Here is a 15,416-nt window from a genome sequence, read left to right on the forward strand (position 1 = left end):
ATTTCTATCCCCATTCTTTTATTTTATAGATTCACAAACACATTGTAGTAATGCTTCTACAGTGTACTCTTTCGGCATAATAATATGCGAAAAATAAAGGCTCGCCTCTTTTTCCGTAATAGGCCCTATACAAGCAATTGTACATTTTTTTGTCCATTCTCTCCAGTTTGTATCCTCAAGTAAACGAACAAAACTCGTAACAGTGGAAGGGCTCGTAAATGTAATAATGTCTACTTTCCCTACTTCTAACGCTTCTATAAGCTCTTGCCTTTTCTCTACATTTTCTTTCGTACCATATACGATAAGCTCATCTAGAGAAACACCCATTTCACGAAGCGCAACTGGAATTACGTCTCTTGCTAAATTCCCTTTCGGAAATAAAATACGTTCGTTTCCACTTAATCTTTTTACAAACTCTTCTGCAAATACTTCTGCAACAAATGAAGTTGGAACAAAATCCACTCGATAGCCTCGCTTTTCTAACTCTAACTTTGTTTTCACACCTACTGCAGCAATTTTAGTCGTTACAGGTAGCTTCTGTCTCAAACGATCTAGAAAAAAAGCTACCCCATTTTTACTCGTAAAAATAACCCAGTCATACGAATGTAACTGCCCTGCTATATGTTGAATTTGCCTATGAGACATACCTTCCATACGCAAAAGCGGAATTTCCAATGGAATTCCGCTCTTTTCTTTCACCGCTACACTCATTTGTTTTGCTTGATGCTGGGCACGCGTAACCAATACCGTTTTGCCAGCGAGAGCGTTCATACTTATTGTTGCTCCTTATTTGCAGCAAGAATGAGTTCTTTTGCGCCTTGGTTAATTAAACGGTCCGCAGCCTCTAATCCTACTTTCTCTGGATCAGTTCCTACTACTTTCTCTTTCAATAAAACAGAACCGTCCATAGACCCGACAAGAGCTGTTAATTCGATTGCATCGTTTTCCGTAAGAGTTGCATATCCAGCGATCGGAACTTGGCATCCCCCTTCAAGTTTATGAAGAAATACGCGTTCTGCTGCCACTGTTTTTTCTGTTACTCCATCATTCATATGAGCTAACAACTGCAGTAAATCTTTATCATCCTCACGACACTCAATCGCTAATGCACCTTGTCCTACAGCAGGTACACATAACGTCTCATCTAAATGTTCTGTAATAACTTCATTATCCCAGCCCATTCTTTGTAATCCCGCTGTCGCTAAAATAATTGCATCGTAATCTTCTTCTTTTAATTTGCGTAAACGTGTATCGATATTTCCACGAATCCACTTCACTTGTAAGTCTGGTCTCGCAGCGAGTAGCTGTGCACTACGTCTTAAACTACTCGTACCTAAAATAGCGCCTTCTGCTAACTCTTTAAACGACGCTCCGTTTTTTGAGATAAAAGCATCACGAGGGTCAACACGCTTTGGTGTACAACCAATCATTAATCCTTCTGGAAGTACGGCCGGCATATCTTTCATACTATGTACAGCCATATCAATTTCTTTCGTAAGTAGCGCATGTTCAATCTCTTTCACAAACAAGCCTTTGCCACCTACTTTTGAAAGAGTAACATCTAAAATTACATCGCCTTTTGTGACGATTTCTTTCACTTCAAATTCATATGGTAAACCTAGCGCTTTTAACTGATCAATAAACCAGTTTGTTTGCGTTAATGCTAATTTACTCTTTCGTGACCCTACAATAATTTTGCGCATAATTTTCTCTCCTCATTATAAATACCAAAAGTGGAAGTTGGATAAACTGCTTAATAGAAAAATGTTAATTAGCATTACGAGAAATGCTCCGATGTTCCACTGCACGATTTTCTTCCCTAGCAATACATCTGCCGCTCGTAAATAAAGACCCGCACAATATACAAATAGAACGACAAAAGACCCGATTACTTTCGTATCATACCAATGGAAATTGTCCAATTTTGTATATCCCCATATGCATCCTAATAAAATAGCTAGTAAGAAAAATGGAACAGAAAATAAATTTAATCCGTAAGACATCGATTCTAGCTTCGGTAAATTCCCTAACCTTCTTAATCTCGCATTCCATTTTTTCTTTTTTAATAGGCGATATTGCAATAAATACATAATAGAAAAAATGAACGATACAGTAAAAGTTGCATAAGAAATAATAGCCATACCGACATGTACATATACAAGCTCCGAAACTAATTGCTCTGCAAGTACCGGCGACATCTTTCCAAGCGGCGTAAAAATAGAAAAAGCGCTTACGCCAAATGCAACAACATTTGTAAAAAAGACTAAAAAATCGATTCTCATAAATCGATTAATGACTAACGACATCGTAATCAATAGCCAAACATAAAAATAAATGCCTGATAATAAGGTTAAAAGGGGGTTCGTTTCTGAATCTGTAGCTCTAAGCAACATAAAAATAGAATGCAGAACCCATACAATCGAAAGTAACCAAAAAGCAAATCGGTTCGCCTTTCGGTTACTTTGGAAATAATCTATAAAATATAAACTAATGCTACAAGCATATAAAATAATTGCAATATGATAAATAATACTGTTATTTAAAAAGCTCATCCGATCATCCTTCCAAATTATAAAGATGGAACGGATGGTGTCCACGCTCTTTTATGTTCTACTTCTTCCGCACGACTCTCTACGTCTTCCATTTCTAAATCGAAAATCTTTGCAAATAACGCTAATTTTTCGTCTGCTCCCTCTTCAGCAGCTATTTCTTTCGCTACTAAAATTGGGTCTTTTAATAATTGATTAATAATACTTTTCGTATGCTTACTAATTACTTTTCTCTCACGATCACTAAGAGTTGGTATTTTTCGTTCCAAACTTTCCATCGTTTCACTTTGAATAGCAAGTGCCTTATCACGAAGAGCTGATATTAACGGAACGACACCAAGTGTACTTAACCACGTTTTAAATACAACAATTTCCTCTTCAATCATAAATTGAATTTTCTCTGCTTCTTTTAAACGTTCAGCACGGTTCGCTTCCACTACTCCTTGCAAATCATCAATGTCATACAAGAAAGAACCTTCTAGCTCATCAATTGCTGGATCAATATCACGCGGCACTGCAATATCAACCATAAATAATGGACGACCAGAGCGCATTTTCTCTACCTTGGTCATCATCTCTTTCGTAATGACATAATCCGATGCACCAGTTGAACTAATTAAAATATCAGCTTCTAATAATGCACATTGTAATTCACTTAAAGGTTTTGCGTGTCCCATATATTTCTCAGCCATTATTTCTGCTTTTGAAAGCGTTCTATTCATGACTGTTACTTTACGAGCACCACTTCCATATAAGTTTTGTAGTGCAAGTTCACCCATTTTACCAGCACCAAGAATAAGTACGTGACAATCTGTTAACTCGCCAAATATTTTCTTCCCAAGCTCAACAGCAGCATAACTAACAGACATCGCGCTTTCACCAATTGTCGTTTCTGAGTGAGCACGTTTCGCCAATGTAATAACTTGCTTAAACAATTCATTAAAAATTGTCCCTGTTGCTTTTACTTGTTGCGCTTCTAAAAAGCTATCTTTTATTTGACCTAAAATTTGCGTCTCTCCAACTACCATAGAATCTAAACCGCACGTTACGCGGAATAAATGATCGATTGCACCATCTTGTTCAAAAATAGTTAAATATGGTGCGACTTCTTCTATTTCAAGCTGAAACCAATCAGCTAAAAACTTCTTAATATAATACCGTCCCGTGTGTAATTGATCGACAACAGCATAAACCTCAGTGCGATTACAAGTTGATACAATGACATTCTCTAACACGCTCTTTTGATTTTGTAATGTAGTCATTGCTTGCTCTAGCTCTGCTGCCTGAAATGTGAGTTTCTCACGAAATTCTACAGGGGCTGTTCGATAATTTACACTAACAACAAGAATATGCACGCAGCATGTCCCCCTTCACCCGTTTTATCACTTTATCTACTATCATAATACAACTTTCCTCTTATGAATCTGACAATCGTGTGAACAACCGATTATTTTTTTATTTATTCTCCATATGTAAGAAAGGAGATTCAGTAAAATGAATAAAATTTTCCTACTTTATAATGATTATAAATTAATAACTCTATTTGTACGTTACCAAAAAAAGCCCTCATAATCAAGTGATGGAAACTATTCCATATAAATTATAACATCATCTTTCCTATCTTCTTTCATCATGAAGGAAAATATGTATGATTGTTCCAAATTGTAGCACAAACTTTCTCAATACAATGTATTTGACATTGTATTTCTTTTTCGTTATATTGATTTTACAAAATTAAATTGTGCACAACTTAATTAGAAAGGAGTCATTCATGACAGAAGATTCTTTGCATCTAGATAATCAACTTTGTTTTTCTATTTATGCTTGTTCTAGAGAGGTTACACGCTTTTACCGACCATATTTAGAAGAAATGGGCATTACGTATCCACAGTACATTACTTTACTCGTACTATGGGAGCAAGATGGACTCACAGTAAAAGAAATTGGAGAACGTCTATTTTTAGATTCCGGTACGTTAACACCTATGTTAAAACGAATGGAATCATTAAACCTTGTAAAACGCGTTCGTTCCAAAGAAGATGAGCGAAAAGTGTGTATTGAATTAACAGAACAAGGAAAAGATTTACAAGATAAGGCTTGTTCATTGCCGACAACGATGGCAACAAATTTAGGAATTACAGAACAAGAATATCGTTCTTTATTAATTCAATTAAATAAACTAATTGAAACAATGAAAACAATTAATGATAGAAAAGGGGAATAAACATGGATAAATTATATACTGCTTCAGTAACTGCTACAGGTGGAAGAAATGGAAAAGTAGTATCAGATGATGGCATATTAAATCTTGATGTGAAAATGCCGAAAGCACTAGGTGGTGCAGGCGGAGAGGCAACAAATCCAGAACAACTATTTGCTGCTGGTTACGCTGCTTGTTTTGATAGTGCATTACAACTTGTCATTCGTACGAAACGTGTGAAAGTAGAAAGTACAGAAGTAACTGCTCACGTTTCTATCGGAAAAGATACAGATGGTGGTTTCGGCCTATCTGCTGTACTTGATGTACATGTCGCTGGCGTTTCACATAGCGAAGCACAAGAACTTGTAGAAGCCGCTCACGGCGTATGTCCTTACTCTAAAGCAACACGAGGAAATATTGAGGTTACATTAAACGTACGCTAAAAGTGTATAAAGAAAAAAACGCGCGACATTCGTCACGCGTTTTTTGTTTTTGTAAATTTATGAATTGCTTTCCATGCTTCTTCTTTTCCAAGTCCTGTTTCAGAAGAGAATAGAACGACTTCATCGCCACTTTCAATATCAAGCGTTTCTTTTACAACTTTTAAATGCTTTTGCCATTTCCCTTTCGGAATTTTATCGGCTTTCGTTGCAATAATAATGGTTGGAATGTCATAATGCTTTAAGAAATCATACATCATTACATCATCATTTGTTGGTTTGTGACGTAAATCAACTACTAATACAGCTGCATCTAATTGCTCACGTGTTGTAAAATACGTTTCAATCATTTTACCCCAAGCCGCGCGCTCTGTTTTAGATACTTTCGCATATCCGTAACCTGGAACGTCCACAAAGTGCATCATCTCATTAATTAAGAAGAAGTTTAATGTTTGTGTTTTTCCTGGTTTAGAAGAAATACGTACTAACTTTTTACGATTTAAAATTTTATTAATAAAGGAAGACTTCCCGACATTTGAACGACCTGCTAATGCAATTTCTGGTAAGTCACCGTCTGGATATTGTTCTGGTTTAACAGCACTAATTACAATGTCTGCTTTTGTTACTTTCATTGTTTCACTCCTACTAATGCGTGCTCCAATACTTCATCTAAATGAGATGCAAGCACAAACGTAAGGTTTTCTTTTACGCTCTCTGGAATATCATCTAAATCTTTCTCATTTTCCGCTGGTAAAATAATCTTTGTTAAACCTGCGCGGTGAGCACTTAATGTTTTTTCTTTTAAACCACCAATCGGTAATACACGACCACGAAGTGTAATTTCACCTGTCATCCCCACTTCTTTACTTACAGGAATACCTGTTAGCGCAGAAATAAGTGCCGTTGCCATCGTAATACCTGCTGACGGTCCATCCTTTGGAACTGCTCCTTCTGGAACATGAATATGAATATCATTTTTCTCATGGAAATCAGGATCAATCTGAAGCTCTTCTGCACGAGAACGAATATAGCTAAACGCTGCTTGCGCGGATTCTTTCATAACATCCCCAAGTTTCCCTGTTAAAATTAATTTCCCTTTACCTGGCGCTACAGACACTTCAATCGCCAGTGTATCGCCACCTGCTGTCGTATACGCTAAACCTGTCGCCATACCAACTTGGTCTGTTTTTTCAGCTTGCCCATAACGGAATATGTGCTTACCAAGTAAATCAACAACGTTTTTCTCTGTTACTACAATACGCTTACGTTCTGCTGTAACGATAATCTTTGCTGCTTTACGACAAACCTTTGCAATTTGGCGCTCTAATGTACGAACACCAGCCTCACGTGTATAATAGCGGATAATTTCAAGAAGCGCTTCATCACGTACTTGTAAATTACCTTTTCGTAAGCCATGCTCTTTTAATTGTTTCGGCAATAAATGTTCACGAGCAATGTGAACCTTTTCAAGCTCTGTATAGCCAGCAATCGAAATAATTTCCATACGGTCAAGTAACGGACCTGGAATACTTGAAAGTGTATTCGCAGTTGCTACAAACATAACTTTCGATAGATCATATGGTTCTTCAATATAATGATCACTGAAGTTATGGTTTTGTTCTGGGTCTAACACTTCAAGTAATGCTGCTGAAGGATCTCCACGGAAATCGTTAGACATTTTATCAATTTCATCTAATAAGAAGACTGGATTAACTGATTTCGCCTTTTTCATACCTTGAATAATACGTCCTGGCATTGCTCCAACGTACGTACGACGGTGACCACGAATTTCAGATTCATCACGCACACCACCAAGGGATACACGGACAAAATTACGATTTAATGATGTTGCAATAGAACGCGCTAACGAAGTTTTTCCGACCCCAGGTGGTCCTACTAAACAAAGGATAGGCCCTTTTAATGAATTCGTTAACTTCTGTACCGCTAAATATTCAAGTACGCGCTCTTTCACTTTCTCAAGACCGTAATGATCTTTGTTTAAAATCTCTTCAGAATGAGCAAGATCAATCATATCTTCTGTTGCCTCTGTCCACGGAAGTGCTAATAACCAATCGATATAATTGCGAATAACACCGCTCTCCGCAGAACTTGCTGGTAACTTTTCATAACGATCTAATTCTTTCAGTGCGGCCTTCATTGTTTCTTCAGGCATTCCTGACTGTTCAATTTTCTCACGAAGTTCTTCAACTTCCCCGCCCTTACCTTCTTTATCGCCAAGTTCAGTTTGAATCGCCTTCATTTGCTCACGTAAAAAATATTCTTTTTGCGTGCGCTCCATTGAACGTTTCACTTTTTGTCCAATTTTCTTTTCTAAACTAAGTAATTCTTGTTCATCTTGAATAATTGAAATAAGTGTATGTAATCGTTCTTTCACAGATATGATTTCTAAAATTTCTTGTTTCTGCTTCGTTTTAATTGGCAAGTGAGAAGCAATTAAATCCGCTAATCTTCCTGGCTCTTCTACATCAGCTACCGTTGCAAATGTTTCATTTGAAACCTTTTTCGAAACTTTAATATATTGTTCGAAATGCTCCAGTAATGTGCGCATAAGAGCTTTCTCTTCTAAATCAGCTTCCACTTCTTCCGTTATCGTTTTAATAGAAACTTGCACTACATTTTCTTCTTCGATAAACTCTACTACTTCTGCTCTATGTAAACCTTCTACAAGGACACGAAGCGTACCGTTCGGCAATTTTAACATTTGCTTCACTTTCGCCACTGTACCTACACTATATATGTCATCTTCTTTCGGATCATCGATATTCATTTCTTTTTGCATTGCTAAAAAGATGATATTTTCATCCATTGCCGCCTGCTCTAGTGCTTGTATCGATTTATCACGTCCTACATCAAGATGCAGAACCATCGTTGGATATACGAGAACGCCTCTTAATGGTAGGAGGGGCACGATTCTTTCATTCGTATTCATACTAGACATAGCACCTCCATAATAAATTAAACTCCTGTTCAACTATTTTATATTACAATACATCTAGATGCAATTGCAGAGATTCTCCGCAACTGTAAATCTCTCGTTTTTTCTCCCTTATAAAAGAAAAAAGACTCCGCTTAAGCATACAAACTTAAACGAAGTCTGGCAAATACTATTATCGTTCATTCTCACATTGATTGTGCATCTGTTTCGTCTATCGTAGTATGTACATCGAGCTCTCGATGTATATTTTCCTGTATAAACGTTAGCTCAAATACTTCCTTCAACTTCCGAACAGGAATAATTTCAATTCCTTTTATTGTATACAAAAATGGTTGCATGTTTTCAGCAGGAATGATAACTTTCTTAGCTCCTGCCTTTTTCGCAGCTTTTATTTTTGCGTACACACCACCGATAGGTTTCACTTCCCCGTGTATACTTATCTCACCAGTCATCGCTACTTCATTATTCACATACGTATGATGCACTGCTGAATACACACCTGTTGCCATAGCAATTCCCGCCGAAGGCCCATCAATCGGGATACCACCTGGAAAATTAATATGTATATCGTACCCTTCTGGCAATACATCTAGAGATCGAAGCACTGTTAATACATTATCTACAGAACCTTTCGCCATACTTTTACGACGAATGGATTTCGTTTGACTACCAATACTTTCCTCTTCAACAATTCCGGTAACATTTACCGATCCTTTATCTTTCGCCTTGATTGCTGTTACTTCAATTTCTAATAACGCACCTGTATTTGGTCCGTATACAGCAAGTCCATTTACAAGACCGATTCTCGGAATAGGGTAAATGCGTTTTTCATACTTCGGTGTAAGTTGACTAGAGTGAACAACCCACTCTATATCTTCATCTTTAATGAAAGGACGTTCTTCATTTATTGCCATTCCAGCAGAAATTTGTACAAGATTAATCGCTTCTCGCCCATTTCTTGCATACATCCCGATCATTTCAATACCATTTTCACCGATTTGCATTTCCACTTTGTCAGCCGCATTCTTCGCTACTTTTTGAATTTCTTCTGTATCTAACTCACGGAAGAACACTTCTAAACAGCGCGACCGAATAGCAGGAGGAATCTCCTCTGGCGAACGTGTCGTCGCCCCAACTAAGCGAAAATCGGCTGGTAAACCTTTTTGAAAAATGTCATGTATATACGTTGGAATCATCGTATTCTCTTCACTGTAGTATGCACTTTCCAAAAATACTTTTCGATCTTCTAGCACCTTTAACATTTTGTTCATTTGAATCGGATGTAATTCACCTATCTCATCAATAAACAAAATACCACCGTGAGCATCTGTTACCGCACCTTTTTTCGGTTGCGGAATACCTGCTTGCCCCATCGCACCAGCACCTTGATAAATTGGATCATGCACCGAACCAATTAAAGGGTCTGCAATACCACGTTCATCAAACCGAGCTGTCGTCGCATCCAGTTCAATAAATGTTGCATTTGTGCGAAATGGAGATTTTGGATTTCGTTTCGCTTCTTCTAATACGAGACGTGCTGCCGCTGTCTTTCCGACACCTGGCGGACCATATATAATCACATGTTGCGGGTTCGGACCACAAAGAGCCGCTTTTAACGACTTAATCCCGTCCTCTTGCCCTACAATATCTAAAAAGGATGTAGGACGCACCTTTTCCGCAAGCGGCTCTGTTAAAGAAATCTCGCGCATTTTACGAAGCTGTTCTAATTCTTTTTTCGATTCTCGATCAATTGAAACTTTTTGTGTTCGCTGATTTCGAAGTAAATGCCAAAAATACAATCCGACAATTACACCAAAAACAAGTTGAACAAGTAAAAATATATTTGTCCAGCTCATCATTTATTTCCTCCCGCAATGTTTTATCTCTTAGTATTTCCGCGGAGGAACATAGCTAAACATAAAGAAAAACAGCAATTATAAAAATTGCTGTTTCTCCTTCGCATTATGCAGATGTTTTTGTATCAAGTACAGTACCGTCTTGTAACACCAATTTTGGTGCTGCATTATCAGCTACTGTTTCTTTTGTAAGAATACACTTCTCGATATCTTTGCGAGATGGTAGCTCGAACATTACCTCAAGCATTAAGCCTTCAATAATAGAACGAAGTCCACGAGCACCTGTTTTACGTTCAATTGCTTTTTTCGCAATCTCAATTAGTGCGCCTTCTTCAAACTCTAACTCAACATCGTCAAGCTCCAATAGTTTTTGGAATTGCTTAACAAGTGCATTTTTCGGTTTCGTTAAAATATCAACAAGAGCATCTTCATCAAGCGGCTCTAGGTTCGCAATAACTGGAAGACGACCGATAAACTCTGGAATTAAACCAAATCTTAAAAGGTCCTCTGGTAATACGTGAGATAAAACATGCTTCTCATTTACATCAGCATTTTTCTTCTCAGAACCAAATCCAATTACTTTTTCACCAAGACGACGTTTAATAATTGGCTCGATGCCATCAAACGCTCCACCACAGATGAATAAGATATTCGTTGTATCAATTTGAATAAACTCTTGATGCGGATGCTTACGGCCACCTTGAGGTGGAACGCTTGCTACAGTACCTTCTAAAATTTTCAGAAGTGCCTGCTGCACACCTTCACCAGATACATCACGTGTAATTGATGGATTTTCGGACTTACGTGCCACTTTATCAATCTCATCAATATAAATGATTCCTTTTTCCGCTTTCTCTACATCATAATCAGCTGCTTGGATTAATTTAAGTAAGATGTTTTCTACATCTTCCCCAACGTACCCAGCTTCAGTTAAAGATGTTGCGTCCGCGATTGCAAATGGAACATTTAAAATACGCGCTAACGTTTGTGCCAGTAATGTTTTACCACTACCTGTTGGCCCGATAAGTGCGATATTACTCTTCGCCAATTCTACATCATCAATTTTGCTGTTAGAATTAATGCGTTTGTAATGGTTATATACCGCTACCGCTAGTGCTTTTTTCGCGTTATCTTGTCCGATGACATACTCATCTAAAATTTCACGAATTTCTACCGGTTTCGGTACATCTTTGAATTCTACTTCTTCGTCTTTCGCAAGCTCCTCTTGTACAATTTCAGTACAAAGTTCGATACACTCGTCACAAATGTAAACACCTGGACCTGCAACTAACTTTCGGACTTGCGTTTGTGTTTTACCACAGAAAGAACATTTTAATTGCCCTTTTTCATCATTAAATTTAAACATATTTTCACACCCCTTACAAAGTGCTAACCTCTTGCCTTCGTATGTACACGATAAATGTATCGTATGTAAATACATATTATGTCACTACGTGGCGAGAAATACAAATAATATGACTAGTTATGTACAAATAAAAAATTTTTAAAACTTTTGAAATATGTATATTCGACTTATTAAGGAAGTTTTCCTTCTTCATCGAAAAGTTTTATAAATATATTTCTATATTTATAAAACAAGGCACGATTAAAATCGCGCCTTGTTATTTTATTATGCAGCGTTTTCTACTAAGAAGTCTACAGCTTTACGAACTTTAAGATCTTCAGCTAAAGCGTCTACGCTTCCAAGAGCTTGCTTGATAGCGTCTACTGGCATACCGTACATTTCAGCCATTTTTTCAACTTCTGCAGTTACTTCTTCTTCAGTAACTTCGATGTTTTCAGCTTCAATGATAGCTTCAAGAACAAGGTTGATTCTTACGCGTTTTTGAGCGTCTTCTTTCATTTGCTCTTTTAACTTGTCAGCATCAGTACCTGTGAATTGGTAGTAAAGCTCAAGGTTCATACCTTGTTGGCTTAAACGTTGCTCGAATTCACGAACCATACGATCTAACTCAGTGTCGATCATAGCTTCTGGAATGTCGATTTCAGCGTTAGCAGCAGCTAATTCTACTACTTCGTCACGTACTTTGTGCTCAGCTTCGTGCTTTTTGCCTTCTTCTAAGTTTGTGCGAAGTTTTGCTTTTAATTCATCAAGAGTTGCAACCGCTTCGTCAGCTTCTTTAGCGAACTCGTCGTTTAACTCAGGAAGTTCTTTTGTTTTGATTTCGTGAACTGTTACTTTGAATGTTGCTGGTTTGCCAGCTAATTCAGCAGCATGGTACTCTTCTGGGAATGATACTTCAACGTCTTTAGACTCACCAGATTTAAGACCAATTAATTGCTCTTCGAAACCTGGGATGAATGTACCAGAACCGATTGCTAGAGAGTAGTTTTCGCCTTTTCCGCCTTCAAATGCTTCGCCATCAACGAAACCTTCGAAGTCGATTACAGCTGTATCACCGTTTTCAACAGTTCCTTCTTCTTTAACAACTAGCTCAGCTTGACGCTCTTGTAAAGATTTTAATTCGTTCTCTACATCTTCGTCAGTTACAGTTGTTTCAACTTTTTCTACTGCTAAACCTTTGTACTCACCTAATTTAACTTCAGGTTTCACTGTAACTTTTGCAGTGAAGATAAGGTTAGCATTTTTTTCGAACTTCTCAATGTCGATTTCAGGATGAGCAACTGGGAAGATACCAGCTTCATCGATTGCTTCACCGTATGCTTTTGGTAAGATGATATCTAAAGCATCTTGGTATAAAGATTCAACACCAAAGCGTTGTTCGAATAACGGACGAGGCATTTTTCCTTTACGGAAACCTGGTACGTTGATTGTTTTTACTACTTTTTTGAACGCAGCGTCGATAGAGTTGTTTACTTCTTTAGCATCAACTTCGATTGTTAAAACGCCTACGTTACCTTCTAATTTTTCCCATTTTGCAGCCATTTATTCTTTCCCTCCAACTATAATAATGTATGCACATACCTCTATAGATTAAGATCTTCATTATCTCTTTTTTGAAATAACAAAAGTACAAATAATCCTCTAGCAAAAGCTTTCAGATATAATGTTCCAATCTACTAATTGCCTAAAAGACAACTACGGTATATTTTGTTCGAGAATAATATGAAACATATTAAGTAAGAGAATTACACTTCTCTTCTCTTACAAACAGGCAGATTTCTGCCTTTTGCAACCCTTACATTATAACATAGAATATGCTCGTTTCAAGAACCGAACGATTCTTTTTCATAATTATACGGGCAAATATCCTTCTCTTTCGACACGTAATAACCATTGATAGGCAATATGAAACTCTTCTAATTCAATATTATACGCTGTCATAAGCTCTTCTTCATCAATAGTCAACCCGAAACGCTTCCTACCAATTCTCTCTAAAACAGCAGCCCAAATCTCCACTTTATCCATTAATAGAGCGAATGGGAAAATGCTAATTTGCAATTCTTTCCAATATGTAACCATCGCATCAAATATATCAGGATAATTTTGCTCTAATCGACTTGATAATCTATGTATAATGTTATCGGATTGCTCCTCATTATGACCTGTAAATGCCGGAATTACTTTGATCGTATTCCCAAACTTTTCTACCTCTATCTCTTCTTCTATTTGATTTTCTATCATTTTATACAAAATAGAAGTTTTCAAATAAGGGTGCTGTTTTTCGTCTATTAAAAATTTCTTTAAAATAGGTAATGCAAGATCCAAGTCTTTTAACGAAAGTTGCTGAATCGCTCTTAGCTTTTGCCCAAAGTTTTCTCCAAATATTTCATTAGTAAATTCATCTAACTCAAAATTCGAATCAACTCGTGATGTATCTACTTCATGTAACATACCTTCTGCAAATAAAGCGAGCTGTGCTAATTTTTCCTTTTGCTCAGGCATTACATCTTTCGTTTGCAAAACTTTTTCAACAGTTTCAATAACGCCTTCATAATCATTTGTTTGAACTAAAATTGTCACATACGTTTCAAGAATATCACCAAATAAGACCGCTCCTGTTTCCAGTAACTGTTCACATTTCTCTTTCGCTTCTTCCATATGTTTTAATTCTAACAAACAAATAACCGAAGCTAGTTCCGTTTGTTCCGTTTCTGCATTATACTGACGTAATATTTCAAAGCAGCGCAATGCATCTTCGAATTTCCGCTCTTTCAGCGCTAAAAAACCTTCATCAATATAGCGCTCTGATAATTGCGGAAACAATACGACCGTATTTTCTTTTTTATCCATACGTCCGCCTCTTTTTCTAGATTTTAATTATCTTTAAAGTAAATATATCAAATGAGTAATGAGAACACAACATCCCGAAACCCTTTGTTTGAAATATAGAAATATTTAATTTTTACATTTCAATACAAGTGAATTCCTACTCAAAATTAAAAATATGCAAATAAAAACCCTCAGCAATTCAAGCAGAGGATTCATCATTAATGGAAAGCTTTTATAATAGTGGGGTATATAACAAGGGTAATAATTTGGAGAACAATAATTGCCATAACAATCATGCTAAAGTAGAAGATTGGTTTACTTCGCTTCATTAAAAACATAATGATGAGCATTGTACAAGCAAACAAACTTAAGAAGAACAAACTCGTTGTCGAACTAAGTATACCACTTGGGACAAAGAACAATAACGCAACACTACAAGTACCTATAATTCCAAATAACCATTCCATTCATTCACTCATTCCCTTTCCCTCTCATGGTAGTTTCCTCTACGCGATTAAATGTTTTACAACATCAACTACATACGTTAATTTCTCATACGCTACAAATCCAAAAGCAACTGTTAAACCCGTTACGATTAATCCCTTCATTATTTCTTCCTCCTCGTTTTATCGTTGTTACCTTCATTATAGAGGATTAACAATTTGTTACCATCGAACTACCTTACAGTTACCTTACAGAATTGTAAGATTTCAAAGAGAGATTGAAAAACACCCCATATCGCTTGAGGTGCTTTCACGGAATTTCTCTATAATCACTTGCAAAATTAACTTTTTTCTCTTGTTTATTTTTCGGAGAATCCACTCTTAAACTAATAGATTTACTAAATAATTTCGGATTGAAATAATAACAACAATCCGTTTGAGGACAATATACACAATACACGTCTATTTCTTCTTTATTCACTTCTTTTGTAGCGACTCCGCTTGCTGTAGAATAACTAGATCGGAATCTTACTTCCAGTATCCCTCTTGCATTCAACTCTCTATATTTCACTTGCACCCTTTTAAATACCCCGCCCTTATATACTACAAGATCAAAGGGCGAATGCTCTGTTTGTGGTATTAAAATCATATATCCTTTTTCATACAAATCAACTTGTGCCTTTAAAACAGCTAAATCTCCTTTTGTTTTTGTATGATGGTACACTTTTTCTCAGCACCTTTTTACATATTTTCAAAATAATATTCGTTCCTTTTCTT

General features: G+C 36.8%; 14 protein-coding genes. 2 read left to right on the plus strand and 12 right to left on the minus strand.

Annotated features, from left to right (window positions below):
- Positions 1 to 18 precede the first annotated feature (18 nt).
- From hemD to hemA, 4 genes are read right to left on the minus strand one after another with little or no spacing between them, the layout of a single operon-like run.
- A complete protein-coding gene (gene hemD / locus NLJ82_RS21705) occupies positions 19 to 771 on the minus strand; it encodes a uroporphyrinogen-III synthase (RefSeq protein WP_000992370.1) in 753 nt (250 codons plus the stop codon).
- A 2-nt stretch (positions 772 to 773) separates the two neighbouring features.
- Entirely contained in the window at positions 774 to 1,703 is a 930-nt protein-coding gene (gene hemC / locus NLJ82_RS21710) for a hydroxymethylbilane synthase (RefSeq protein ID WP_001226410.1), read from the minus strand.
- 15 nt (positions 1,704 to 1,718) lie between these two features.
- On the minus strand, positions 1,719 to 2,552 hold the full coding sequence (locus NLJ82_RS21715; RefSeq protein ID WP_000008995.1) for a cytochrome C assembly family protein: 834 nt from the start codon (positions 2,550 to 2,552) through the stop codon (positions 1,719 to 1,721).
- Positions 2,553 to 2,569: 17 nt separating this feature from the next.
- A complete protein-coding gene (gene hemA, locus NLJ82_RS21720) occupies positions 2,570 to 3,904 on the minus strand; it encodes a glutamyl-tRNA reductase (RefSeq protein WP_000547852.1) in 1,335 nt (444 codons plus the stop codon).
- A gap of 416 nt (positions 3,905 to 4,320) precedes the next feature.
- Between hemA and NLJ82_RS21725 the strand changes: the two genes are divergently transcribed.
- Both NLJ82_RS21725 and NLJ82_RS21730 read left to right on the plus strand, forming a co-directional pair.
- Positions 4,321 to 4,773, plus strand: coding sequence for a MarR family winged helix-turn-helix transcriptional regulator (locus NLJ82_RS21725; RefSeq protein WP_000133920.1), 453 nt, complete (start codon positions 4,321 to 4,323; stop codon positions 4,771 to 4,773).
- Between the two features lie 2 nt (positions 4,774 to 4,775).
- A complete protein-coding gene (locus NLJ82_RS21730; protein ID WP_000359781.1) occupies positions 4,776 to 5,192 on the plus strand; it encodes an organic hydroperoxide resistance protein in 417 nt (138 codons plus the stop codon).
- A 32-nt stretch (positions 5,193 to 5,224) separates the two neighbouring features.
- Here NLJ82_RS21730 and ysxC read toward each other — a convergent pair whose 3' ends face one another.
- The 8 genes from ysxC to NLJ82_RS21770 form a co-directional block, all read right to left on the minus strand.
- Positions 5,225 to 5,821, minus strand: coding sequence for a ribosome biogenesis GTP-binding protein YsxC (ysxC, locus tag NLJ82_RS21735; protein WP_000869113.1), 597 nt, complete (start codon positions 5,819 to 5,821; stop codon positions 5,225 to 5,227).
- Positions 5,818 to 8,148, minus strand: a complete 2,331-nt coding sequence (gene lon, locus NLJ82_RS21740) for an endopeptidase La (RefSeq protein WP_000097295.1) — start codon at positions 8,146 to 8,148, stop codon at positions 5,818 to 5,820. Before lon ends, ysxC begins: the two co-directional genes overlap by 4 nt.
- 182 nt (positions 8,149 to 8,330) lie before the next feature.
- Positions 8,331 to 10,001, minus strand: a complete 1,671-nt coding sequence (gene lonB, locus NLJ82_RS21745) for an ATP-dependent protease LonB (protein ID WP_025991615.1) — start codon at positions 9,999 to 10,001, stop codon at positions 8,331 to 8,333.
- Positions 10,002 to 10,107: 106 nt separating this feature from the next.
- Positions 10,108 to 11,367 (minus strand): ATP-dependent protease ATP-binding subunit ClpX, encoded by a 1,260-nt coding sequence (clpX, locus tag NLJ82_RS21750; RefSeq protein WP_000472282.1) that lies wholly within the window; start codon positions 11,365 to 11,367, stop codon positions 10,108 to 10,110.
- 264 nt (positions 11,368 to 11,631) lie between these two features.
- On the minus strand, positions 11,632 to 12,909 hold the full coding sequence (gene tig, locus NLJ82_RS21755; RefSeq protein WP_000729258.1) for a trigger factor: 1,278 nt from the start codon (positions 12,907 to 12,909) through the stop codon (positions 11,632 to 11,634).
- Positions 12,910 to 13,218: 309 nt separating this feature from the next.
- A complete protein-coding gene (locus tag NLJ82_RS21760; protein WP_000358268.1) occupies positions 13,219 to 14,217 on the minus strand; it encodes a hypothetical protein in 999 nt (332 codons plus the stop codon).
- Between the two features lie 197 nt (positions 14,218 to 14,414).
- The gene (locus NLJ82_RS21765; protein WP_001993185.1) at positions 14,415 to 14,663 is read right to left on the minus strand and encodes a hypothetical protein; all 249 of its coding nucleotides are present in this window, start codon (positions 14,661 to 14,663) and stop codon (positions 14,415 to 14,417) included.
- A 286-nt stretch (positions 14,664 to 14,949) separates the two neighbouring features.
- Complete coding sequence (locus NLJ82_RS21770) at positions 14,950 to 15,363, minus strand: group I intron-associated PD-(D/E)XK endonuclease (RefSeq protein ID WP_000274735.1); 414 nt, start codon at positions 15,361 to 15,363, stop codon at positions 14,950 to 14,952.
- Positions 15,364 to 15,416: the final 53 nt, after the last annotated feature.

This window comes from Bacillus paranthracis, assembly GCF_024296885.1.
Classification (GTDB): Bacteria; Bacillota; Bacilli; order Bacillales; family Bacillaceae_G; genus Bacillus_A; species Bacillus_A paranthracis.